Here is a 21,886-nt window from a genome sequence, read left to right on the forward strand (position 1 = left end):
CGCGTCCGCCACCGCCGTGTCTTGCTACGGCACTAGCGGGACGTCCCCGAGTGCAGGGCGATCACGGCATCGTTCTGTGCCGCCACCGCCTGCGCTTGCACGTCGTTGAGTTCGCTCAGCGTCGGCAGCTCCTCGCCGTCTGCATGCAATACCTGCCCCACCCCCTGCACGGTCCAGGCACTTTTGGCACCGCCATAGAGGGCGCGCACAGCGGCGCGGGCATTATTGAGATTGGTGCCCAAAGACACCGAGACAGTCAAACGGCGCTCGTCTGCAGCAACGATTTCCGGTGCACGAATCAATTTAGAGGGATCATTGAGATCGGTGCCGTTGAGGATCGCCACCTCGAAGCCACTCAGCTGGCCGGCGGGAAAAAACTCGGCAAAGGTCCAGGTGATGTCCAGCCACTTTTTTCGCTGCACGGTCGGGCGTCCACCGGGTGGCCGGTGGATACCGTCACGCCAGTCGTCCTCGTAATAACGGCGATGTTTGTAAATCATAGTTTTAAGAAGGCTTGTTGTTACTGATTTGCATGGCGCAATTGCTGGGGCCGGCCGGCAACAGCCCCCGGCCGGTGACGGTGTAAACGTACGGGGAAATCTCGGCGATAGCCTGCTTGCCACCGCCCCAGACATTGACCGACACCAGCTTGATATAAAACTGCTGGCCGATACGGCTCGACGGCAGCGCGTAGCGGAATATCCCCTCGTCCATACGCACAAACCCGCTGCCGGCGGCATGGCTGGTGATCGGTGTGCCGTAGCAGCCGCGCTTGAATTTCTTCAGGTCGTAGGCATCGGCTCCGGTGAGGGTGGCGCTCTGGTAGGCCAGCAGCTCGCCGTCCACCCAGGCCAGGGTCACCAGGTCATCCCGGTCCTCGGCACTGACACTGGACAGCTCGCCGCCGCCCTCCAGCTGCACCGCCAGGGTGTTGCTGTTATCGCCCACCCCGCCACTTGGCAGGCTGGCGGTGAGTTCACCGTGGCGCGCGCGGGTATTGATAGCGCCCACCAACTGGTAGCTGGCGTCATCGCGGGAAATCCAGATCTCGCAGCCCCCCCACAGGGCGCCGCCGCTGGTGGCGAGCCAGAGTTCCGGGTCACCGCCGGTGAGGATGGCCGGCGGTTCAAAGATGGCCGGTGGATTGGCATAGCCCGGATCGGCATTCACATCCGGTGCGGTGCCGTCGCCGTCCTGCACCTCGAACAGGGCCGCGTGGGCGATGCCGAACGGCCACTCCTCCGCCACCACACGAAAGCGGTCCTCGCTATCCTCCTCAAACGCCAGGATACGCACCGGGTGCTGGTCCAGGCCCAGCCCGCGGTCGGTCAGTGTCAGCAGGTCCATGGGCTCCAGCAGCGCATAGCGTAGGCCCAGGTAAAAGGTGTAGCGGTTTTTGGTGTAGATACTGCGCTGCGCGAGAATGCGTGAGAGCTGTTTGGCGTGGCCGGCGCGGGTGATCATGCGCAGCGAGCGCTTGGGGGCCTGGCGCACCCCAAACCGTTCCACATCCACCGGGTCCGGCTCTTCCTCCAGACTTTCGTTGTACGCCTGGCGGCGGTCCGAAAACGCCACCGGGTGGCTGTTGTGGGCATCGGAGGCGGATTTGCGCTCCACCTGCACCGGATCTTCATCGCCGTCCCTCAGAAAATCATCGTCATCGAGGTCGTACAGGGGCGTGACCTCGGGGGAATAACTGGCGCCGTTGCCACTGACCGGTTCATCGCCATAGGGACGGATTTTTAATACCCCGTCAGACCAGACCGCATCGCTGTTGGTCGCGGTGAGCAAATCGGCCACGCACTCGAGTGCCGGCCGCTGCTCCGAAAACCCCGGCGAGATAAAAAACCCCATGGCCCGGCAGTAGTCGTTGTAGTCGGACAGATCGCCAATACGCGCCCTGTCCCAGCCCGCGCCGTAATAGGCGTTGCTGAGAAAATCCGGCAGCACCTGTGCGGGATGTGCGTCACCGCTGAAACCGGTATCGCTGAGGAAACCGGTGATTTCAAAACTGTAGTTTTTCAGGGCACCGGACTCGCCCAGATCCAGGCGGGGATTGGCCAGCACCGCGGTGCCGGCATAGCCCACCGCTTTGCTGGCGTGCCTGCTTGTGAGCCAACTCCAGGGCGCCTGGCTGCGATTGCCGCGGAAAAAGGTCCAGCCACTGCCGGTGGCGCGGCTGTTCAGGGCACCCGCCGATTTATCCACCCAGCAGCGACCAATACCCCCGATAGGCCCCTCGGCCAGGGCAAACATAATCGATGCCTCATAATTCCAGGATTCGGTTTTTATGGTGCTCTTGCCACCACCGCCGCCCTTGCCGCCACTGGAGCGCTGCTTCTCAACGTGTTTGATCGCCCTGAAATCGTCGTGCCAGATCAGCTTGGCCGCAACGCGGTTCCTGCCATACTGCAGGGTAAGGCCGCTGCCATAGGTGCTGGTTTGCAGCTGGATACCGGCCAGCTGCTCGCCGGCTTCAATGGTGGTGGTTGTGCTTGATCCGCCCATAAATCCCGTCCCGGAAATAAAAAAACCGGCACTGGGCCGGTCGTTTTCCAACAATTTTTTTGCTAGGTCCAGCAGCTGAACATTCTGTAAGGGCGCTCGGCCAGATCCTGATCCGCCAGCGCATCGCCGTAGACCACACCGAGGCCCACATAGCTGTGAATAATAGTGGGCCAGTCCACCACCAGGGCGCCGTGGGCAAAGCTGCGTCCGAACCGCCACACCGCAATATCCCCCGCCTGCCCCGGCCCCGCGATTTCCTGCGCGTGCTGCAATACCTGGCCCAGGTAGCGCTCCTCGCCCCGGTGTAAATGCCAGTCCCGCGGGTAGTCCTCCACCGCGCCGGCCTCGATCACACCCGTTGCGGAAAACACTTCCAGCAACAGCATGCCGCAATCCACCCCGGCACCCTTCACCCGTCCCTGGTGCCGGTAGGGCGTGTTCAGCCAGGTTTTTGCCTCGGCCACCACCGCCGCACGTTGCTCTGCTGCTGTCATCGCGCCTGCTCCGGCACCGGCACATAGGGGTAGCCACGAAAGCGGTTGCTGTTATTTTTCGCCGCACACGCGGGCCGGGTGCGATAACAGCCCGGATAAACTTTAAAACTGTCGCCGGATTGCGGCGCAACGCCCAGTGGCATGGACAGAGTGAAGCCGCCCCCGGCATAAGCGCGCACTGCGCGCCGGCTGCCCGCCGCGGGACCGCTGGTGATGGCGAGCACACCCAAATCAAAATACTGACTCGCCTGGCCGAGACCGCTCTTGATCACCTGCCGGGTGGAACCTGTGCCGATGGTGCCGGTCACCGTGAGCGCACTGCGGGACAGGCCGCAGCCGGCATCGTAGACGTTATAGGCACAGCCCGGCTTGAGCAGGGTGCGCGGCATGGGCTGGTTTAATTTGTCCAGCTCGGATTTCACCGTCAGCTGCACCTGGTTACGGCTCGGGTCCACTGCCGCCACCGCCCCTTCGAACATCAGCAGCGCACCGGGGCTGGTATCACCCCAGGTGGGCATATACACCTTCTGCACCTTGACCCGAGCGCCATCGAGGGCGCCGTTGGTGGCGGCGGCCGGCAGTGTGCGCCCCTGGATATGATGGTCGATCCCGGCCTGCGGACTGTCGCCGGTTTTCAGGGTGACATTGAGCACGTCCACTTCGAGTCCCGTTTTCAGGCGGATTCTGTCCCGCTCGATAATCGGACCCGTGTGGCGAAACACCTTGCCATCGAGGGTCAGGTCGGTATCGCCGGTATTCCAGCGGTAGGTTTCTCCCGTCAACAGGCTGACGGTGTAGAGGTCGGCAATCAAATAAGTATTGTTGCCATTTAACAGGGCAATCAACTGCGCGGAGGCGTTTCGCATACATTCACCGCTTATTTCACGGAAATCAGTTCGAGGGATTTGAGTTCCCAGAGCTGGATCAGAAACCGTTCGACATCCAGATGGTCGCGGAAAAAACGCACGCGGCGGCGCACACCGTCATAGGGATCGTCGAAGTAAAAGGAATCCCAGCGCCCGTAGTGGTCCTCGAAAAACTGCACCAGCTGCTGCAACTCCTGCAGCGGCGGATCGCTGCGCAGAAACTCATAGCGCAGGCGGTACTTGTAGCGCGGTTCCCGCTGGTAGCGGGCGCGGAACTCCCGGCCGCTGGCGGATTCCTGCACACGGGTTTTGAATATCGGTGTGCGGCGCAACTTGATCGACAGGCCCGGCAGGTTTATGGGAAAAATGGCATCGCTCACGATCTACCTCCCCAATGCACCGCGGCGATGCAACTCGGCAATCGCTTTGCCCAGGTCATCCATGTGCATCATGAAAAAGTTACCCAGGCGCTGTCCCTTAAATTCCACAGGGGGCTCTTCCTCAAATCCCCCCTCCCCTTCACCGAGGCGGCGGATGGTGTTGGCGTGTTGCGCCGGCAGCACCATCTCCTGCTCGTGCAACTGGGTGAGTGGGTTGATCCCGGCCGGGATGTCGTAGCCTGCGCGGGCGGATTTGATATTGCCCTTGAGCGCACCCACCGTGGCCAGCAGCGAGGCCACCGCGGCCACCGCCAGAATCGGGCCGATATAGGGAATGCTGGCCTGGGATTCCGCCCCGCCCGCCGCCGCGGCTGCGGCCGAATTGCCGATCTTACCCATGGCCGTGCCGGCGGAGGTGGCCAGGCTTTTTCCAGCCGCTGCACCCTCTACAGCCTGCTCGGTTTTAATAAAACCGATTTGCTGCGCCAGTTTGGTCGCCTGGATTGCCGCCCACTGTTTAAATGGCTCCATCACCGCCTTGGTGATAAAAAACTTGCCCATCTCCGCCCAAACGGCGTTCATGGCATTTTTCCAGGTCAGGGTGCCCTGCAGCATCGCCTGCAGGCCCTTGTCCCACAGGCCGTTGATGGATTGCCCCAGCTCGTGCCACCGGGCCAGGGATTCCTCCTTGGCCTGGGTGTCTATTTCATGCAGACGGCGGTTGTGCTGCTCGCGCAGGGCTTCCAGTTCTCCCTGCAGGCGCACCGTTTCCGTCTCGTGGGCCTCGCCCTCAATGGAGAGCAGGGTCAGCCGCTCCTGCAGATTGGCATTGGCAATCTCAAAACGCCGGGCCTCGAAATCCCGCAGCCGCTGCAGGTATGCACCCTGGCTGATCAGACCGAAGTCCACTTCCGTGCGCGCAGTTTGCTCGGCGGTCTTGAGCCGCTCTTCGGCCACCTTTTGCTGGGCTTCTCGGGCAGCGGTGTCCAGGGCCAGGCGCTGCTTGTGCGCCGTTTCCTGTTCGCGCACCTGCAGTTGCAGGACCTTGCCCTCGATGGTGGCGGCATCGCGGGAGCCGGATTGCACTATCGACAGCTTGCGCTGCCAAAAAACAATCTCGTCGGCAATGGATACCTGGCGCAGGTTATTGGCCAACTGGTGGCTGGCCTTGATGGCCGCCAGCTCGGCGGCAAAACCGGAAACGGAGGCTTTGCCGCTGCCCAGGTCAAGCGCAGAGGCAGTGGATGAATTAACCTTGCTGCCACCACGGGCGTTATTACCGGTGTTGCTGTCGCTGGTACTGCCCGTATTGTCCCCGGTGTCCGGCTGGAAGGGATCGTATTGGCCACGGCGGTTGAGGCGGTCATTGCCATCCTGGGCAAGGGTAAAATTGCCCTGCTGCCAGTCTGCCCGCAATTGACCCCGCGCCGATAGGTTGGCTTGCTTTTCCTCGGCCTCTTGCGCATGGCGATCAGCAATACGTTTGCGGCTGGCTTCCAGCTCCGCTTCAATTTTTGCCGTAGCCGCACGCCAGCTTTCCGAAACCCCGGCAAAGTCACCCTTGAGCACCTTTTTCGCGATCTCGCTGAAACTCTCTATGCGTATCTGCGCACGATCCAACCCACTGTTGAACTGCTCCACCAGCACATCCCAGAACGCGGAGAATCCACTGAATACATATTCCAGTTCGCTAATTAACTCCATCGTGGCAAATTTGAGGTTGTGCCAGATCAACCGCACCGCCGTACCGAAACCCACAAACAACGTGCGCAACCCTTCCAGCAATACCCCAAGGGGCGCCAGCGCCTGTTGCTGTTTGTTCGACGAATCGGTTGCGGCAGCACCGAGTCCGCTAAATACCTCCCCACCAATCGCCCCCAGGTCTCCCAGGGTGCGCAGCAGTTCCCGCACCACATCGAGCACCAGGTTGATGGCCCGAGCGGTGACCTCAGCGTACTGCCCGGCACCATCCGACTGTTCAAACAGCGTATTAATATCACCCAGTAACTGCTTAATGCCGTTGGTGCCGCCCGCCTGGCGCACTGCATCCAGGCCGTTTTTGATGTTATCCAGCAAGTTCGACCAGCTGCCGGACAAAGACTGCATCAGGGCCTGGCTGGAACCCGCGTTCATACGCCCCATCTCTTCCACCAGCGCGGCCATCACATCGCGGCCCAGGGCACCCTGCGCGGACAGTTTCTGCAACTCGGCGGTGTTCTTGCCGGTGACCTGCGCTAAAAGGTCCCAAATGGGTACGCCGCGCTCCACCAGCTGCAGGATTTCCTCCCCCTGCAGTTTCTGTTTGGCCCAGGCCTGCCCAACCGCCAGGGTGATCCCCTCCAGGGTCTGGTAGTCGCCGCCGAATTTGGCCGCGGTATCGGACAGCGCCTGCAGGGTGCCGTCCGTGGGATCGAGACCGAACGCCTTCAGGCGCACAAAGGACGCCGCCAACTGGTCCACCTGGTAAGGGGTTTCGGTGGCAAAGTCCTTGATCCAGGCAAAGGCGCGCTCGCCCTCGGCGACACTGCCCATCACACCGGTTAAACGGATCTGCAACTGTTCAAAGCTGGACATCACACCCACCGCCTGCCTGCCCAGTAGCACCAGGCCGCTGCCGATAATCAGGTTGCGCACGGTACTCAGCTGGCCCTGAAACTCCTTAAACTGGCCCTTGATGCTGCCGAGGGATTGATTCACCACCCGCTCCGCCCGGCGCATATCCCCGCGCAGTTCGTCGAGCCTGGTGGACAGGCGGATTTCAATATCGGTATCGCTCATGGCTCAATCCGGTTTATCGGGTTGCGGTGGGGCGTTTTTCAGGGGCAACATCGCCAGCAGCTCTTCCGCACTGCCTGGCTCCGATGAGGGTTTGCCACCCTGGTAGCCCACAAAGGCGGCCACCAGGACATGGACGGGGGGAAACCTCTTCCAATAGCGGTTCATGGCTTCGAGTTGGGGAAGGTCCACGTTTTCGCGGATATGCGCCCAGGTCCAGCCAAAAACCATACTCAGATGGGTGTAGAGTTCTCCCCAGTCGAAGGGTCCGCGTCCGCGGCGACCTCCGGCGCCGGCTGATTTTCTTTGTCCAGATTCTCCAGTGCCTTGCGCCGCAGCCCGGAAATATCCATCACCGCCTGGAAGATTTCGAGCATATTGCCCAGGTCGATTATCTCGACGATTTCCGCGCGGGTAATCTCCGGATAATTGCGCACCAGGGATGCGAGTGCGGCATCGATCACCACGCTAATGGATTCCGGGGAGGTATCGGCGGAGAAATTTTGCAGGCGCTCCTGCAGCTGTTCCAAAGCGCCCAGGTTCAAAGGTGGAAAAATAAAAGTCTTATCCCCCAACTCAATGGGAACCCCTTTAAACCGGACCATATGTGGTGCCGGCAAGTCTGCTGACACCCGTGAGGGCGATGCCGATTTTTTCTGTTTGCTCATAGTGTGCTGTGCTCCAAAAAAAAGCCCGGCAGCAATCAATCACTGCCGGGCTGGCTCAGGATGAATATTCAGTGAGAAAAATGGGTGCGCAGTTAATCAGAGGACGCCAGCGTTACCACATCGCCGTTGGGATCGGCAAAGCACTCGAAATCGAGATCCGGCATCACAAAATCATCCTGTTTGGTGGACAGGCTCATCTTGGCACTGACACAGTTCGGCAGGGTGACGATCAGTGACTTGCCCTGGTAGGGCATAAACAACTCCGCCTTGAAGGTGGGCGAGTAACCCATGGGCAGGTTCTTGATGGTCATTTTCTTTGCCGTGGTGCTGTCGGCGGTGTACTGGTAATTGATATAAACCCGCTTGCTCGCCTGCGCACTCGCGAAGGTGTATTTGCCGTCCCCGTCCACCGCGTACTGGCCGGTGTTCGGTGCCGAATTCACGCGCACCATGGTGTTGCCATACTCATCCCGCACACCCAGGTCAAAGGCAAAGCTGCCGCTGTTGGGTGGCTCGACGGTAATCTCGCCAGGGGCAGCCGGAATCACCAGGCCATCGGTGGAGAAGACATCGCTGACAATGCCGCTTTGTAGGGACTGGCCAAAGAACAGCGAGTTGAACAGCAGACCGTTGATGCGGGCGAAGGCGGCCTTGCCGGTGACCTTGCCCTTACCGCGCCCCACCGCGACCGGAAACTGGTTCTGTCCGTGCAGTGTCTTGGTCTCGAAGCTGAAATCCACCGAGCAGTTCTGCAGCTCGCCGAACTGCACCGGGGTGGGGCTGGCAATGGTGTTGCCGTTGGCATCCTGCAGCGGAATGCCCCACAGGATGCCGGAGCCAAACAGGTACTGGGCCATAATGTTCTCCTGAATTAAAAAGAGGTGTGGGTGAAAGAAAAGGTGATCGGCACACTGACGCCGAAATATTCACTATTGCTGCCGGAACCAAACTTGACCGAGCCGAATTCAACCTTGCTCAGGCGCGGGTGAAAGTGTGTATCTCGCAAGGCTTTGTGAATATCGTCCTCCAGGGCATAGAGCTGAGACAGGTGCGGGTTTTTGGTAAAGCCGAATACCTGAAGCGACAACCTGCCCTGCTGGTGTTCGCGGGAGAGTTTGTCCGGCTGTATCACCAGACTGTCATCGCGGACCTCATCATTCAGATAGCTGCCGGTGGCATCGGCGGCAAAGCCGGTGCTTACCCGTTGGCCGGCATCGGTGCGGTAGTCGTTGGCCTCGGTGATAATGCCCAGGTGCGTCTCCAGCGCGGCGTGGATATCGCCGATAAACAAGGACTGCATGGCGTTCTCCTTAAAGGCGCGCTGCCTGCACGGTGCGCAGGTAGCCGTCATCCTCTATCAATTTACCGATACGGAACGTCTGCCCCAGCTCCGGCACCTCCAGGGTGGCTTTTTCCTCATGCTTGCCGATCACACGCACCAGAAAGGTCAGCATCGTTTCCCGGAAGGCGGTATCGGCCATCTGATCGACCCCCTCATCCACCTGCACCCGGCAGGGCATATTGTCACTGTCGGGTTTATAGAAAGCTTCCTTGCCGAAGAGTCGCAGGGCGTGCTCGGCGAGTTTCTGTTCACGATCAGGCATGATTAAACGTCCCAATAAAAAACCCGGCGAACCGGGTTCTATCTTTGTGGTAAATGCGGACTGAGACAGCTACATAAAGCGACTTGCGATAAAACCAACCAACCATAGCTTGGTGACGAAACTTGCCAGAAATAAACAGCTCGACCAGGATGGCGGCATTCTCTCCGAGAGTCGAGGATCAAACACTAACGCTAGACACAGAATACCGACAGCCCAGGAAAAGGTAATTTGGGGGATGCCAAGAGGAACAACAAACCAGGACCAGAGTAAAAGCAGGACAAAACCCGCATACTGCATTAAGGCTATTGAGGCCAAATAACGATAAAGGAATGTCACGTTCAACTCCCGTATACAGAAATAAAAAAACCCGGCGAGCCGGGTGCAAGCGTGGAGGATTGCCCACTATTTAGCGTTTGCGGAGTTCCCGCTTGACGGCCTTGGCGAATACCCGTTGGATATTCTCCCGCGCGAACCGCGCGGCGATCTTGCGAAACGGAAAGCGCGCGCGGTAGCTGGGCGCCTTCACAAAAATAAACATCGGTTTGGCCGCCCCCATCTGCAGGTGCCCGATGCTGCTATCGTTGCCGTAGTTTTTTTTCAGGTAAATACCCGGCGACAGCTTGCCGCGCTGTTCATGCAAGACAAAATATTGCGAGCCGCGCTTTTTTTTGCTGCCCTTCCAGCGCCTGGCCAGACCTTTGGCCGTGGCGTTGGCCTTGTAGCCCTGCTCGCCAAAGGCGCGCAGCTGCGACAGCAGCCGGATCAGTTCGCCGCGGGGGAAATTGCCGTTTTTATCCAGAGGCGCATATTTTGACGGCACGGCGTACATCCCCGAGGGCAGCAGGCCAATGCGCTGCAGGGCTCTCTCAAAGCGTTTGTGTCTGCGCCCGCCCCCGTAAACCTGCCCCTGCAGGTATTTGGCCGGCGGGATACCCTTAAACGCCTCGTCGCGCAGGAATACCTTTGCCTGCAGGTTCTGCGCACTCGCTTTCTCCACCAGCACACCACGCAGGGTGAAGGGCGCAGGCCGGTCGAAAATACTTTGCATCTCCCGCTGTATCTCCTCGCGGGTATTGAAAGCGAGGTAGTTCAGCGCATTCGCGGCGACTTTGGGGGAATCCCGCGCGAGGCGCTGCATACGGCGCTCGAAACGGCTTTTGTCGATAATGATGGAATCGGACACAGTGCCCCTCCCCCCCCTAGAGGCTACATAAAATAAACATGTCCCGGCATGACCTGCTCGACAACGCGATAGCCGGCCAGGTGCGCACAGGTCCTGCTTCCAGCCTGGAAGACTTCGCCACCCCCGACCTTGAGCATTTCACCACTGCCCAACCGGCGCCCATCAATAATGGCACTATCGATCACCTTGACCTCAAAACCGCACAGGGCACGCAGGTTCAGGAGTTCCGAATCACGCTGGGTTTCCGTGCTCTGATTGTCCGGGTCGAGATCAAGGCCCGAGTCCAGATCGTAATCCAAGTCGAGGTCCTCATCCGGGTCCGGGTTTCCGTTATGAATTTCCTGCTCACCGGAAGCAGCCTTCGTCTCTCCGGAATCAATTCCAGGCTCCCCGGTATCGGATTCCTGTTCCCTGGTATCGGATTCCTGTTCCTCGGTATCGATATCACCGGGACTGGTGACCGCATCCTGCAGCACTTTCTCAGCCTGCTTTTGCTTCAGCAGCGCTGCCATCTCACCAATCGTGTTCAGGTTTTTGTACTCGCTTTCCGAAACGCCCAGGGCGGACAAAGCCTGGATCAGCTTTGCCCTACTCTGTTTTGACTTACTCATGGATTATCGCCTCGCGATGGATGAACGCATTCTGGAAACGCCGCCTGTACGTTTAACTGGCTGCACTGGAGGCGGTGAACACCAGATCCGGCGCGGTATTGACGATCATCGGGAATTGGGCCACATACAGATCCACCCAACGCGGGCTGGGAAAATCCTTATCCGGCACCAGATAGGAATACCACTCCTGCCCTTGCCGGGCGAGGTCGTCGAAGGTCTCACCGGGAGAGAGAATATGTCGGAAGAGGTTGGAGCCTTTACCGGGAAAGAATTTAATCTCGGCGGGTTCCAGATTGATGCTAGTGCCATCGTCCGCACCAAAATATTCCTTCCAGGTCACCCCGGCAAAACTCACTTCCGTGCCCAGGGTGCCCTCGGTGAGTTTACCGGCCATCTTGGCGTCTGCAGCCGCCTCGTAGCGCTTGTTAAACTCAGCATTGGCCATCAGTGCATCCCAGGCTTCCTCGCCACAAAGCGCTTTTACTTCACCGATAAAGCGCCCCTTGGCCTTGCGTCGCATGGGGCGGGTAATCTTGCTCTCCACCTTTTTGCGCAGCTGGAATTCACTGGTGTTGGCAATATCCAGAAACACCTTCGGCGGCGCGACAATACCGAATTCACTGTAGAAGTCGTACACGGTGCGGCCGTTATGATCCAACAACAGACCGTTGAGCGCACCCAGGCGCATCAGTTCCAGGCGGTTCTCGCACTGGTCCATCAGACCACCACCGCCGGTCTGCCAGCGGGCGATTTCCTTTTGCATCTCTTCCACGATCAACGTTTCGTTGGAACCAAACTGACGCACAAAGGCCAGGTCCGAGGCGGTAAGACGTTTGTGCCGGGCAACACGCTTGGTCTTAAAGTGACGGACTGTTCTGGGTTTATCGCTACTGGAACTGTAAGTTGCACCGCGCTCGTCCAGCGGCGCGATCTCCAGCTTGCCTTCCTTGAATTCAATCACCGCCGTTTCTGTACGGATGGGTTCCTGCACAAAGACGCCGCTGTTTTTCAGCTCTCTCGGCTGGGTGGGCGCGGTGGCAATCGCTGCTGTCATGGACACCATGCTAAAAGCGTCGTTCGCTAAAATATCGACCAGTTCCATAGTGGGGTCTCTCCGTAATGAGTGTCGGGTTTAATCGGATCTTATTGAGGTCGGGGCCTGGTTCCGCCGGACGGGGAACAGAAAGCGTCGATTCAGTTGCTGCGGACTTTTTGCTGTGCCGCGCGCAGCTGATCAATGGCGGCGGCTTTTTGCGATTCGGTGATCGCTTCCGGCCACAACAGCAACCGGTCGTCATACAGGGTGGCAATATCGTTGATGGTGCCGGGCTTGCCACCGTCTCTGGCATCCACCGCAGAAAATAACACCGCCGCCGCCACCTCGCTGCCGTCGCTGGCGCCGGGGTTCAGTTGGGTATAGTTGCCCGAGGTGGTAATACGGCCCAGCACGGTGCCGGCCAGATATTTGCCGCCACTCACAGTAACGCCGCTCTCGCGGCTGAACTGGGTGTGCTGTTCATGCAGAATATGCGCACCGGGGCGGTTGAGGTTTTCGGTCAGTGTCATGGCTTATGGCCTCCCAGGGAGAGTGTTGTAGGCTTTGGCCCAGCCGGTCTTGACCTGCTCGGCACCGCCTGCGGGTTGGTCGGAATGGTGGTTGCTGCGAATGGGTGTGCTGGCCTGGGTGCCGCGCTTGACCGCCAGCAGCATCTTGCCGGCCATGGCCTCCGTCACCCCCTCATCGATCAGCTGATCAATCAGATCGTCGTCGGCGGACACACCGCAACTCTGTGCCTGGGTGCGGATCGCCTTGATCCGTTCCCGCTCGGCCTGAATCGGGTCCGGTGCATCCTTCCCGGGTGCTGGTTCACTCTTGCCGGGCGACGGACCCGGTTCGGCGCTGGGTTTACTTCCAGCCTTGATCGCCTCGACGGTTTTGCCATCGACACGGAAGGCCACCGCACCGGGCACCCCGGCCAGTGCCGTCTTGACGGTCTCCGGTGGCTGCAGGTTCCCGAGGATGGCTGCCCCCTCCCCCGCCGCGAGTGCCGTCGCCGCTTCCTTATTCAGTAACGCGGTAAACTTCTGCGGCACAATCACCTCGTCCACCAGGCCGAGGGTTTTCGCTTCCTCCGGGCTCAGCCAGGTATCCCGCTGTTCGTCCAGCAGCGCGAGCATCTCCTCCGCGGTTTTCCCGGTTTTGCGACTGTAGGCCGTGGCCATGGACTGGTCGGCTTTTTCCAGCTCCTCGGCAGCCGCGAGCAACTCGTTGACGTTTCCCCAGGCGCTGATGGAAGCGCGGTGCAACATCACCAGCGCAGTTTCGTAAATTTCCACCTGGTCGCCGGCGCAGGCCACCACCGTGGCCATGGAACAGGCGTAACCTTCAATACGGATGGTCACTTCACCACTGTGATTGCCCAGGGCGTTGTAAATGGCAATACCGTCCTCATGGGTGCCGCCGCGGCAGTTGATCCGTACCAACACCGCCTCGTCGCCGATCTCGGCCAGACTGGCGACGATATTCTTGGCGGTAACGGAATCCTCCCAGTAATCCAAACCAATCACGTCAAAAATCAGTATCTGGTGCGGTTGACCTTCTTCACCGCGAATAAAAAATTGAAACATGCGTTAAGCCTCTTGCTGTTGGAGGGCGAGCTTGGTGAGATCCTGGAATTGACCGCTGGCGGTGAGCTTGCCGGGGTTGGTATCGAGCATCAGTGCCAACGATTGCTCCAGCAACAACTGCGCGTTGATCTGATCAAAATCCAGCGCCCGTTCCGCCACCTTGTTTTGACGACTGTCGAGCCCGCCGCGAATTTCCAGAATATCTGCCATGACATCTTTAAGCGGGTCCACCCAATCCCACTTCGGCGACTTCCAGGCCGGCAGGAAGGCGCCGGGGTCTTGCCAGTAACCGGGTACCTCGGCACCACTCAGCACTGCCACATCCGCAAACCACCGCGACACCGGGCGGCACCAGCGGTGAATCAGAAAATGCAGTTGCAACTGTTCGATGCGACGGCGAAATTCCAGCATGCCGGCACGAATGGAGGAGTAGTTGAGTCCTTCCAGATCGCCAGTCAGCTGTTCGTAGGTCAGGCCAACGGCGCGGGCGCTGGCACGCAGCTCCGTCTTCAGCCAGGTGGCATAGTTGGCACCGTCCACCCCGTCCGGGTTGGAGAAGGAGATATCCTCATCGTCATCCAGGTAGTGGATGCCACCGGCAGTAATTTGCTCCAGCGGCTCCCCTTCCGGACTTTCTTCCTCCTTCCCCATAACCCGGTTGGTCTCACCCCCCATATCGGTGGGATAAGGCCGCTTTTTAACGATCCAGGCAAACAGCTGCGCCACCTTTTGCTTGACCAGGGTGGCATCCTGCATCTCGTCGATTTCATACAGGCGCACCAGGATCGGGGTCAGCTCGGGAATCCCCCGCACCTGGCCGGGGCGCAGGCGCCGGTACAGATGGATAATGTCGTCGGCGGGGATTGCCCGGCGCGCATTGCCGGTCAATCCCGTCAAACCATCGCCAGGGTGATCCCGCCACAGGTGGTAAAAACTGCGCTGGCCGAAGTCATTGAACTGCACCCCGAGCACAATGGGGTTGTGCGCCCGCTTCAGGGTATAGCCTTCATCCAGGTGATCCGCTTCCAGCATCTGCAGCTGCAGGGGCACCACCAGGCGGTCCGCCGCGTGGCGAAGTCGCTGGCGGGTCAGCACTTCGCCGGACTCGAACTGGGCACCGGCGGCCAGCATCTGCAGGCCGTAGAAGTTATCCAGGCCGTCCGCGTCACTCTCCAGAATCCAGCGGTCCCACAATCTCTGCAGGGTTTTGTTGCCCCATTTGGCCACAATCCCATTGCCCACCAGATTGGAAACATAGGTCTCCTTGGCGGTGGTGGCATAAGCCTGGTTGCGCACCGCGTGGCGGGCGCGCTTGCGCAGGATGGACAGCTTGCCGCTGATATCCCCGTTGGGGCCGCCAACCCCCATTAATCCCTTGTTGCCCAGGCGTGGGCCCCGACTCGCGCCCTCGTAAATTGCGCGAATACGCGCACGCAGATCAACGCCGGGGCTACAGCGGATTCTGGGTTTTCCTGCAACTTTCATCGCCATCCCTTAGAGCCCCTTGTCGGTAACAATCTGCGAGTAACGACGGCGATCCGGCCGCACTGCCGCGGCAATGGTTTTGCGCAGCGCACGCAGTTCCGGCAGCGTCACATCGGCGTATTTAATCTGGCGGCCGTTGTGGCGGAATTCCCCCACGCGCTCCCCCATCGCCATCTCACTGATGGCCCTGTCGATATTGTCGAGGTCGGTCTGGGTGTAGCTCATCGGATACCACCGGTTACGCGCTTGCGTTTACGTTTGGGTTGATTGGCCGCGCTTGAATTCAGGAGCTCGTCGAAATTCTGTTTTAACCGCGCCAGGTCGAGACCGAGGTACTGGCGCGCCGCGCGCACCACCGCCAGGTTGCCCTTGTAACAGTCGATCACCTCATTGCGCATACCGGGTGGAGTCTCGTAAAACACCACCAGCTTGCCGCGGGAATACCCCACCTTTTTAACTTCGGCCACTGCCTGGGCAAAGAAAGCCCGTGTACACCACTCGGCCACCGGCCAGTGGATACGCCCCGGACAGGACGCCTTGGGGTCTGGTAAATTGCCCTGCTCGTCCGGCTGGGGCAGGATTTTGTAGCGCGCATAAATCATATCCACCGCGGTATCCGTGCCGATCACACAGGCGCGGGTGCCATGTTTGTTGATCTTTTTCTGGTAGGTCACCAGCGGTTGTTGGTAGCGGTTGTCACCGCGACAGGCAAAACCGACATGACTGTCGAAACGCCGCACAAAGGCGTGGGCCGCATCCGTATAGTGACCACCGGTATCAATGCCGAAGCGGCGAATGGTCAACTCGATACCACTCTCGTGCCGATAACTGGCCGTGCGGATTTTGCGTTCCAACTGGTCCCAGATAACCGGCCTGTGCAGATCACCGTAGAGCACGAAATAATCCAGGGTCCAGGACTCCTCCCCCACGCCCCAGGCCACCACCATGCCCTCGAAGCGGTCATCCTGCTGGTCAACAAAGCAGGTGAGAAAGAGCCCGCCCATAGGCACCGGTGCGGCATACACTTCGCGGCGGTCGTAGAGCAGTTCGGCATTGGGCTTCTCGCCGCTGTCTTCTACCCAGAGCTCACCCAGGTCCAGGTTGATAAAGGTTTTACGCTTTAAGCGGTCGTCGCCGATTTCCAGCCATTTGCGCACCAGCCCCACCCAGCCATCGGTCAGGGTGAGGGAGTACAGCGAGCTGATATAAATACCCACCTTGCGCGGCGGCCGGGCTTTGCTGTCGTCCCGGTTAAAAAAATGCTCGCCGTCGCGGGTCCAGAGTCCGGAGTCATCCGCAATCCAGCGACACCCCAGCTCGATCTCTGCCAGCTCGCGGTAAAAGAATTTACCTTTGCAACCGGCGCACACATACCAGACATCACTGCCAGTCAGCGCTTCCTTGTCTTTGCTTTTATCCCAGCGGATACCGAACTCGGCATCCCGGCCGCCCCACAGCAGTGTCTGCTCGCGCGCACAATGGGGACAGGCCACATAGCAGCGCAGCACCGCCGAGGCGGATTTCATCAGCCGTTCAATGTGGCTAATATCAGCCGTGGTGGGTGTCCCGCCAAAAATGGCCTTGGGGAAACTCGCCCCCTCCAGCCGGGACAGCGCGGCCTTGATCGGGTCACCGGATTTGCCCGATTCAATCTGCCAGCGGTCCACCTCGTCACCAAACAGGAACTGCTTGGTGATCATGTCGAAATTGGTCGGGCTGTGCGCCCCCAGAATATCGAGGGACCAGCCCAGGCCCTGCTTGCGGTCGACGGTGTTGTGTTCGTGCCTGCTGTTCCAGTCGGGAAAAATCGCCTGCAGCACCGGCATCCAGCGAATCACCGGATCAATTTCGGCACCGACAAATTTCCTCGCCTTTTTATCGTCGGGCTGGTAGATCACCCCGCTGCGCCCGCGGTGCACGATCAGATACAGCACCGCGGCAACCGCGATCTTGGTAAAGCCCCAGCGCGCCGACTTCTGGCAGTAGATCTCGCGAATGGCATCGCTGGTCATCATATTGAGTACCGCGGCCTGGGTGGGCTGGGTTGTCCAGCGACCGGATATATGGCTGGACTCTGGCGGCAGGTAAAAATATTTATCCGCCCACTCAACCCCGTTAATCGGGGGCTTCTTCCTCAAAATCGACAGCCCACGGGTCGCCGCCCTCGTCGCTGCCCTCAGCGTAATCGGAGAGATCCGGTTCGATTTCAGCAAGTTCATTGCAGGCGACGATAATTTCCCGGTCTAGCTGCGCAAAGGCTTCCGGAGGCAGATCCGGGCAGGCCTGCCGGAGCCTGGGGCTCAACGCCTCCAGGCGCGAATTCACCGCCGCGGCAGCCTTCTGAACGGTGTAAGTAATCAGGTTCAAGGGGCCGTAAGTGCGCTCAAACACCAAACGCTTGGCGCGCTGGCCCGCAATGCGCTCGGCCCGCTCCTCCACCTTCAGTTCCGCGTCCTGTAACCGGAAGTCCGCTTCCGCTTCAGACCCCCCTATTTCCGGTTCAGAGCCGTCTTCTGGCACCCCTTTTTTGGCGCGTAAGTAGCGAATGTAAAACCCCCGCCAGGCATCCAGGTCATATTGCCCCCGTCCCCGTGGCACGGGGGCTCCGGGCAATTTTTTCAGGTCGCGAATGGCCCGGTCAGAAAGAAAAATATGCGCCGCGACCTCAGCTTGACTCGCCATAAAAATAACCGGAAGCGGAAATGGAAAATTTCAAAAAAATTTCAGAACCAGAGACCGATCGAGGCCCGAATTACCCCCAGGGAGAAATAGGCGCAGGGAGGACCCGTGCGCCATAGATGGCGACAAATTCATCCTATTTGGCATCTCGATCCTCCTTTGGGTCGCTTTATTCAACATTGGCTCACCCCTCGGACCCTCCTGGGCATTTGTATTTCTATACCCCAGCTTTCGGCGCCTCTTGCCTCATCTGAGCAAGTCAGCACCGAAGGTCTACTTTAGCCCGGCTACGCTTACCGCTACCCCTGCGGCGCCTACAAGGATTGCGCTACCGATTCCAGTTCCCCCAACAACTGCTTGAATGGTCCATCGTACCAGTGGGCCTGGGTTTCGTTGGGATTGCTGGGGCTGACCAGATTACAGCCGTAGCGGGCGCCTTTCTCGGTAACGCATTTAAACTGCTTGGTGCCCTTGGCTTTGGATTGGCGGGACCGCACCGCCAGGTAGCCCAGGTCAACCAGAACCTGATTCGCCTTGCGGGCCGAGAGAACCGAGTGGTGACGCCTGAGCAGTTCTGATAGGGAGTGGTGGACCCCTTGGCTCACAGAGTAGTCCGGCAGGAACAGCATATCCTGGTTACGCTGCTCGCCGAACTTCTTGAGCATGGTCAGTTTTGATGCGTCGTCTGGTCGCAAGGTGTCCACGGCAAGATCGAATATCCACCGGTCATCTGCTGGGGTGGAGCGTGGTTGAAGTTTGCCTGTGCGGTAGTCGATAAAGGTTCTGTTGACCTGGAGACGGAAGGCAGGACTAATCCAGCCAGCATATTCCACAGCTAACAGTTCGTGCGCAAAGGTGCCTGGTGCACTCCCACCTTTGACGGAACTGACCACATTTTGACCTAAGCCAGAATCCTGGCTTAGCTCTTCTATCAGCTCCGATGTCTGCTTTGTAGCGAGCCAGATTGATGGACGCTTCGTATGCTGATTACCACTGGCTCGGTGCAGCGCATTCAGGTTGAAACGCCCTGCATCGTCAGTGGTAATTTCAATGCCGGCAATCACCGGTAGTTGTTTAACCTCATTCATGGTTTCTCTCCTTACTGTTAGAAACTTGTACGCACAGTAGTGCCTACCCCTTACAGTTAGGGTCTCTCTGCTGTGCCTTCAGAATCTGAAGGCGCCTGTGGCTGTAATACCAGTTCACCACAAAGGAACCCACTGCCACTGCGGCGCAGATAAAGCCAATGGGGTTTTCAGTAAACAGGCTGTAGACACTCCCAATGGCGCCCACCGTTACTGTGGTGACATGGCTGGCCTTTTCCGCCAACTCTCGAACAAAGTCATGGGTGGTCATGGTTTTGCCAATGCCTGTGTCTTTTCTTTGCTGCCCTGGCTGGAGCCAAACCAGAACTGCAAAATCATGGGGATGGCCCCAGTAATCACCCCCAGCATCAGGGTGCCGGTCTTCTCGATAGCCGGCGTCAGGGTGATCCATCCGGAGAACAGAGCGAGGGTTAGTACGAAGTAGCCAACGATAAAGAGAGCCGACAGTGCCATCTGCGCCATTAGGCCACCCTTGGCTCCCATATCCCGCGCGCTCTTGCGGTCCTCCACTTCAAGCCGGTAAACGTCAATATCCAGCTCGCGCATCTTGACCTTGAACTGGTTGTCTAGGCTGCGCAGCTCCAGCAATTTCTCGGGGCTGGCATTCAGTACCAGCTCGGCAATATCCTGCTCCTGAGCATCAGCATCTCCCAGGAACTGGTCTGCAAGGAACTTGACTGCCGTTCCTGCAACGGGGCCACCCAGGGCAGCACCCAGAGTGGGGGCAACGCTTTTGACTATGGCTTTCCAGTCCATTAGTAACTCCAGATTGTGGGGCCTGGGGAAGCCGTTTCCTCCAGGCGTAAAAAAACCGGCTCAATGGCCGGTTTGGGTGGTTGCACAGTGGTGTGGGGAGGGCGGGCTAGAAACCCGGCTTTACCCGATTATATGGCGACAGTTTTCTCAGACTAACGAAAACAACCAACCTACAATTGCGCCGATGCCATACCAAAACGCAGCTACAGTCGAGGTGAACGCAAAAATCATTGCGAATACATTAAACGTCAACCAATCGAACGCCGATCCATCATCATCTAAGTAAACTTCATCTTCTCGTTCTGGATATTTTGCAGAACTCATATAAGCCTTTTTCACGATCCTGAATATTCCTTGAGCTAAACCACCTAGCAGCACCGACGGCCAAAATGGCCAATCACTGTAACCAGCCACCAACAGCACAATTATTATGGCTAAGCCAACAACCAAAGAGTTTATTAAGTAAATCCTTGGAACGTTATTAGCAACACTTTCTTCATTAGACATGATAATTTAGCCTTACTTCTCAGAGACCGCATAACGCCCAGCGCAACGGCGAACGAAGCGCAGCGTAGTGAGTCCAGGGCCGATGTTGCCGCTGTTTGTTATGAGGGGCGGACACGAAGTAGCCTCCTCACCATAATAGTGCTCAACCAAATAATGAATGAAGCCACAGTAAACTGACCTAGTGAATGAAGGAGAAGCTTTGGCCAGAAATCTATTTCCTCAGTTAGCAATGGGTGCCATACATATACAAGGGTCAAATTCCCCGGAAATAGAAGTATCTTATATCCGGGCATACCGCCGCCCCAGACATTCCAATTTAATGCAAATGCAATTAGCCCAACAACTAACGTTAAAGAACCACCATAAATCGCGATGGTGACCGCCTTAAACTGACTCATAGTGTCTCATAACGCCGCCAACATGGGCCGCTGTAGCGGCGAAGCCGCGAAATGGAGGTCCAGCCAGCTTTGCTGGCGGTGGTTGATGGCCTTGCTAGGCGCCGTTTTTGATAATGGACTTGAATAGCTCAACATACTCTTTAGTTGCTGGTGCGCCATAGCCTGGTTCTATTGCACCGCACGCACCTTGATATTGAATATTTAGAATTACTATTGCCTCCTCGCCTACTTTATAGGGCGACTTCCACTCCCCTTCGGTGCGAATCATGTAGCAAGCTCCTTTTGGTGCTGAACCCTTGAGCGTTTCAATAGTTTCGCTGTCTATTCGATATGAGCGGTACTGGCCTTGTGCAGACTCATTCGTGATTTTCTTGACGCGAAAAATAACAACTCCGGACGCTTTGCCAATGTGACCTATAATATCTCGCTTGTACCAATCAGGTATTTCGGCATAAGTCGATACCGAAGCAATCAAGAGCAATATGGTGGCTAGTATCTTCATGCTCGTAGCGCCTAAAATTTATATACTGCTCGCCGTGACCACTATTATCCTGATTACTGCCCCGGAATCAATTCTACGCCGTTTACCCACAATCCGCATTAAAAACAACTACTTACATAGATTTGGCACAATCGTACAAAATTCGATCACTCTCTTCAGAGTAAAAAACCGGCTCAGTGGCCGGTTTAAGTCGTTGCACGGTGGTGTGGGGAGGGCGGGCTAGAAACTCGCCTTTACCTGATTATGGACAGACTCTTGCGTATAAGTGTTCGTCTATGTACGAGCCCTCGTGGGCTACCGCCGCTTTTAGTACACCTTCCAATTTGTACCCTGCTTTTTCTAGCACTTTTGTGGATGCAATATTCAAGGAGGTTACAGGGTTGAATAGTCTTTTTATCTCGGTAGTCTCAAAAATGTAATTTGTAAAATTAATTAATGATTCAGTAGCGATTCCACTGTTCCAGTGCTTATAACCCAACCAATAGCCTATCTCCGCTGAATGCGAGTACTCAAGTTCCCGCTTGTAAGCGCCTATGACGCCACAAAATGTACCCTCAAAATCAATTGCTCGCACCACACCAACTTCTTTGCAACCAGACTCTATCCACCAAGCTGCATCTTCTCTCGTATATGGAGAAGGAATTCTTGAGGAAAGATATTTTGTAACCCGATCATCATTCAAATGCTGAATCAGAGCAGCATCATCTGCTTTTTGCAAACTTCGGAGTTCAATCAT

At 57.8% G+C, this 21,886-nt stretch carries 27 protein-coding genes; all 27 read right to left on the reverse strand.

Annotated elements, in window-relative coordinates; all coding sequences use genetic code 11:
* Positions 1-32: 32 nt before the first annotated feature.
* The 27 genes from ACL7TT_RS10015 to ACL7TT_RS10145 all read right to left on the reverse strand — a co-directional run bounded on the left by ACL7TT_RS10015 (position 33) and on the right by ACL7TT_RS10145 (position 21,886).
* Positions 33-500 (reverse strand): hypothetical protein, encoded by a 468-nt coding sequence (locus tag ACL7TT_RS10015; protein WP_413395111.1) that lies wholly within the window; start codon positions 498-500, stop codon positions 33-35.
* Positions 501-504: 4 nt separating this feature from the next.
* Entirely contained in the window at positions 505-2,508 is a 2,004-nt protein-coding gene (locus ACL7TT_RS10020) for a phage tail protein (RefSeq protein ID WP_413395113.1), read from the reverse strand.
* A 62-nt stretch (positions 2,509-2,570) separates the two neighbouring features.
* On the reverse strand, positions 2,571-3,002 hold the full coding sequence (locus ACL7TT_RS10025; protein ID WP_413395115.1) for a C40 family peptidase: 432 nt from the start codon (positions 3,000-3,002) through the stop codon (positions 2,571-2,573).
* Positions 2,999-3,868 (reverse strand): DUF2163 domain-containing protein, encoded by an 870-nt coding sequence (locus ACL7TT_RS10030; protein WP_413395117.1) that lies wholly within the window; start codon positions 3,866-3,868, stop codon positions 2,999-3,001. The genes ACL7TT_RS10025 and ACL7TT_RS10030 overlap by 4 nt, the downstream gene beginning before the upstream one ends.
* An 11-nt stretch (positions 3,869-3,879) precedes the next feature.
* Positions 3,880-4,248, reverse strand: a complete 369-nt coding sequence (locus tag ACL7TT_RS10035; protein ID WP_413395118.1) for a DUF2460 domain-containing protein — start codon at positions 4,246-4,248, stop codon at positions 3,880-3,882.
* Positions 4,249-4,251: 3 nt separating this feature from the next.
* The gene (locus tag ACL7TT_RS10040; protein WP_413395119.1) at positions 4,252-7,026 is read right to left on the reverse strand and encodes a tape measure protein; all 2,775 of its coding nucleotides are present in this window, start codon (positions 7,024-7,026) and stop codon (positions 4,252-4,254) included.
* A gap of 3 nt (positions 7,027-7,029) precedes the next feature.
* A complete protein-coding gene (locus ACL7TT_RS10045) occupies positions 7,030-7,254 on the reverse strand; it encodes a hypothetical protein (RefSeq protein ID WP_413395120.1) in 225 nt (74 codons plus the stop codon).
* A 2-nt stretch (positions 7,255-7,256) separates the two neighbouring features.
* Entirely contained in the window at positions 7,257-7,691 is a 435-nt protein-coding gene (locus ACL7TT_RS10050; protein ID WP_413395121.1) for a hypothetical protein, read from the reverse strand.
* A gap of 92 nt (positions 7,692-7,783) precedes the next feature.
* Positions 7,784-8,548: a hypothetical protein gene (locus tag ACL7TT_RS10055; protein WP_413395122.1), complete on the reverse strand. Its 765-nt coding sequence runs from the start codon at positions 8,546-8,548 to the stop codon at positions 7,784-7,786.
* Between the two features lie 14 nt (positions 8,549-8,562).
* Positions 8,563-8,991, reverse strand: coding sequence for a hypothetical protein (locus ACL7TT_RS10060; RefSeq protein ID WP_413395124.1), 429 nt, complete (start codon positions 8,989-8,991; stop codon positions 8,563-8,565).
* 10 nt (positions 8,992-9,001) lie between these two features.
* Positions 9,002-9,295: a hypothetical protein gene (locus ACL7TT_RS10065; protein WP_413395126.1), complete on the reverse strand. Its 294-nt coding sequence runs from the start codon at positions 9,293-9,295 to the stop codon at positions 9,002-9,004.
* Between the two features lie 406 nt (positions 9,296-9,701).
* Complete coding sequence (locus tag ACL7TT_RS10070) at positions 9,702-10,478, reverse strand: hypothetical protein (protein ID WP_413395128.1); 777 nt, start codon at positions 10,476-10,478, stop codon at positions 9,702-9,704.
* A 23-nt stretch (positions 10,479-10,501) separates the two neighbouring features.
* Positions 10,502-11,089 carry a hypothetical protein gene (locus ACL7TT_RS10075; protein ID WP_413395130.1) on the reverse strand — a complete coding sequence of 196 codons (588 nt, stop codon included), beginning with the start codon at positions 11,087-11,089 and terminating at the stop codon, positions 10,502-10,504.
* A gap of 52 nt (positions 11,090-11,141) precedes the next feature.
* Positions 11,142-12,191, reverse strand: a complete 1,050-nt coding sequence (locus ACL7TT_RS10080) for a major capsid protein (RefSeq protein WP_413395132.1) — start codon at positions 12,189-12,191, stop codon at positions 11,142-11,144.
* Between the two features lie 92 nt (positions 12,192-12,283).
* Positions 12,284-12,655 (reverse strand): head decoration protein, encoded by a 372-nt coding sequence (locus ACL7TT_RS10085; protein WP_413395134.1) that lies wholly within the window; start codon positions 12,653-12,655, stop codon positions 12,284-12,286.
* A 3-nt stretch (positions 12,656-12,658) separates the two neighbouring features.
* Positions 12,659-13,717, reverse strand: coding sequence for a head maturation protease, ClpP-related (locus tag ACL7TT_RS10090; RefSeq protein WP_413395136.1), 1,059 nt, complete (start codon positions 13,715-13,717; stop codon positions 12,659-12,661).
* Between the two features lie 3 nt (positions 13,718-13,720).
* Positions 13,721-15,202, reverse strand: coding sequence for a phage portal protein (locus ACL7TT_RS10095; protein ID WP_413395138.1), 1,482 nt, complete (start codon positions 15,200-15,202; stop codon positions 13,721-13,723).
* A gap of 9 nt (positions 15,203-15,211) precedes the next feature.
* Positions 15,212-15,427, reverse strand: a complete 216-nt coding sequence (locus ACL7TT_RS10100) for a hypothetical protein (protein WP_413395140.1) — start codon at positions 15,425-15,427, stop codon at positions 15,212-15,214.
* The gene (locus tag ACL7TT_RS10105) at positions 15,424-17,340 is read right to left on the reverse strand and encodes a terminase gpA endonuclease subunit (protein WP_413395142.1); all 1,917 of its coding nucleotides are present in this window, start codon (positions 17,338-17,340) and stop codon (positions 15,424-15,426) included. Before ACL7TT_RS10105 ends, ACL7TT_RS10100 begins: the two co-directional genes overlap by 4 nt.
* Positions 17,318-17,884: a hypothetical protein gene (locus ACL7TT_RS10110; protein WP_413395144.1), complete on the reverse strand. Its 567-nt coding sequence runs from the start codon at positions 17,882-17,884 to the stop codon at positions 17,318-17,320. The genes ACL7TT_RS10105 and ACL7TT_RS10110 overlap by 23 nt, the downstream gene beginning before the upstream one ends.
* A 311-nt stretch (positions 17,885-18,195) precedes the next feature.
* Complete coding sequence (locus tag ACL7TT_RS10115; protein WP_413395146.1) at positions 18,196-18,969, reverse strand: KilA-N domain-containing protein; 774 nt, start codon at positions 18,967-18,969, stop codon at positions 18,196-18,198.
* A 43-nt stretch (positions 18,970-19,012) separates the two neighbouring features.
* Positions 19,013-19,237 (reverse strand): phage holin family protein, encoded by a 225-nt coding sequence (locus tag ACL7TT_RS10120; RefSeq protein WP_413395148.1) that lies wholly within the window; start codon positions 19,235-19,237, stop codon positions 19,013-19,015.
* Positions 19,234-19,743 carry a hypothetical protein gene (locus tag ACL7TT_RS10125; RefSeq protein ID WP_413395150.1) on the reverse strand — a complete coding sequence of 170 codons (510 nt, stop codon included), beginning with the start codon at positions 19,741-19,743 and terminating at the stop codon, positions 19,234-19,236. Before ACL7TT_RS10125 ends, ACL7TT_RS10120 begins: the two co-directional genes overlap by 4 nt.
* Positions 19,744-19,890: 147 nt before the next feature.
* Positions 19,891-20,250: a hypothetical protein gene (locus tag ACL7TT_RS10130; RefSeq protein WP_413395152.1), complete on the reverse strand. Its 360-nt coding sequence runs from the start codon at positions 20,248-20,250 to the stop codon at positions 19,891-19,893.
* A gap of 98 nt (positions 20,251-20,348) precedes the next feature.
* Positions 20,349-20,648 carry a hypothetical protein gene (locus ACL7TT_RS10135; RefSeq protein WP_413395154.1) on the reverse strand — a complete coding sequence of 100 codons (300 nt, stop codon included), beginning with the start codon at positions 20,646-20,648 and terminating at the stop codon, positions 20,349-20,351.
* A 94-nt stretch (positions 20,649-20,742) separates the two neighbouring features.
* Entirely contained in the window at positions 20,743-21,150 is a 408-nt protein-coding gene (locus ACL7TT_RS10140; protein WP_413395156.1) for a hypothetical protein, read from the reverse strand.
* A 241-nt stretch (positions 21,151-21,391) separates the two neighbouring features.
* A complete protein-coding gene (locus tag ACL7TT_RS10145; RefSeq protein ID WP_299948041.1) occupies positions 21,392-21,886 on the reverse strand; it encodes a GNAT family N-acetyltransferase in 495 nt (164 codons plus the stop codon).

It is taken from the genome of Microbulbifer jejuensis, from assembly GCF_047289955.1.
In the GTDB taxonomy this organism is placed as follows: domain Bacteria; phylum Pseudomonadota; class Gammaproteobacteria; order Pseudomonadales; family Cellvibrionaceae; genus Microbulbifer.

Excerpts from the sequence above, each read along its gene's own strand:
- ACL7TT_RS10045 (WP_413395120.1), bottom strand. The coding sequence starts at position 7,254 with ATGGTTTTTGGCTGGACCTGGGCGCATATCCGCGAAAACGTGGACCTT.
- ACL7TT_RS10015 (WP_413395111.1), bottom strand. The coding sequence starts at position 500 with ATGATTTACAAACATCGCCGTTATTACGAGGACGACTGGCGTGACGGT.
- ACL7TT_RS10145 (WP_299948041.1), bottom strand. The coding sequence starts at position 21,886 with ATGATTGAACTCCGAAGTTTGCAAAAAGCAGATGATGCTGCTCTGATT.
- ACL7TT_RS10080 (WP_413395132.1), bottom strand. The coding sequence starts at position 12,191 with ATGGAACTGGTCGATATTTTAGCGAACGACGCTTTTAGCATGGTGTCC.
- ACL7TT_RS10140 (WP_413395156.1), bottom strand. The coding sequence starts at position 21,150 with ATGAAGATACTAGCCACCATATTGCTCTTGATTGCTTCGGTATCGACT.
- ACL7TT_RS10055 (WP_413395122.1), bottom strand. The coding sequence starts at position 8,548 with ATGGCCCAGTACCTGTTTGGCTCCGGCATCCTGTGGGGCATTCCGCTG.
- ACL7TT_RS10020 (WP_413395113.1), bottom strand. The coding sequence starts at position 2,508 with ATGGGCGGATCAAGCACAACCACCACCATTGAAGCCGGCGAGCAGCTG.
- ACL7TT_RS10125 (WP_413395150.1), bottom strand. The coding sequence starts at position 19,743 with ATGGACTGGAAAGCCATAGTCAAAAGCGTTGCCCCCACTCTGGGTGCT.
- ACL7TT_RS10110 (WP_413395144.1), bottom strand. The coding sequence starts at position 17,884 with ATGGCGAGTCAAGCTGAGGTCGCGGCGCATATTTTTCTTTCTGACCGG.
- ACL7TT_RS10115 (WP_413395146.1), bottom strand. The coding sequence starts at position 18,969 with ATGAATGAGGTTAAACAACTACCGGTGATTGCCGGCATTGAAATTACC.
- ACL7TT_RS10135 (WP_413395154.1), bottom strand. The coding sequence starts at position 20,648 with ATGAGTCAGTTTAAGGCGGTCACCATCGCGATTTATGGTGGTTCTTTA.
- ACL7TT_RS10130 (WP_413395152.1), bottom strand. The coding sequence starts at position 20,250 with ATGTCTAATGAAGAAAGTGTTGCTAATAACGTTCCAAGGATTTACTTA.
- ACL7TT_RS10120 (WP_413395148.1), bottom strand. The coding sequence starts at position 19,237 with ATGACCACCCATGACTTTGTTCGAGAGTTGGCGGAAAAGGCCAGCCAT.
- ACL7TT_RS10085 (WP_413395134.1), bottom strand. The coding sequence starts at position 12,655 with ATGACACTGACCGAAAACCTCAACCGCCCCGGTGCGCATATTCTGCAT.
- ACL7TT_RS10100 (WP_413395140.1), bottom strand. The coding sequence starts at position 15,427 with ATGAGCTACACCCAGACCGACCTCGACAATATCGACAGGGCCATCAGT.
- ACL7TT_RS10060 (WP_413395124.1), bottom strand. The coding sequence starts at position 8,991 with ATGCAGTCCTTGTTTATCGGCGATATCCACGCCGCGCTGGAGACGCAC.
- ACL7TT_RS10025 (WP_413395115.1), bottom strand. The coding sequence starts at position 3,002 with ATGACAGCAGCAGAGCAACGTGCGGCGGTGGTGGCCGAGGCAAAAACC.
- ACL7TT_RS10090 (WP_413395136.1), bottom strand. The coding sequence starts at position 13,717 with ATGTTTCAATTTTTTATTCGCGGTGAAGAAGGTCAACCGCACCAGATA.
- ACL7TT_RS10095 (WP_413395138.1), bottom strand. The coding sequence starts at position 15,202 with ATGAAAGTTGCAGGAAAACCCAGAATCCGCTGTAGCCCCGGCGTTGAT.
- ACL7TT_RS10065 (WP_413395126.1), bottom strand. The coding sequence starts at position 9,295 with ATGCCTGATCGTGAACAGAAACTCGCCGAGCACGCCCTGCGACTCTTC.
- ACL7TT_RS10040 (WP_413395119.1), bottom strand. The coding sequence starts at position 7,026 with ATGAGCGATACCGATATTGAAATCCGCCTGTCCACCAGGCTCGACGAA.
- ACL7TT_RS10075 (WP_413395130.1), bottom strand. The coding sequence starts at position 11,089 with ATGAGTAAGTCAAAACAGAGTAGGGCAAAGCTGATCCAGGCTTTGTCC.
- ACL7TT_RS10050 (WP_413395121.1), bottom strand. The coding sequence starts at position 7,691 with ATGAGCAAACAGAAAAAATCGGCATCGCCCTCACGGGTGTCAGCAGAC.
- ACL7TT_RS10030 (WP_413395117.1), bottom strand. The coding sequence starts at position 3,868 with ATGCGAAACGCCTCCGCGCAGTTGATTGCCCTGTTAAATGGCAACAAT.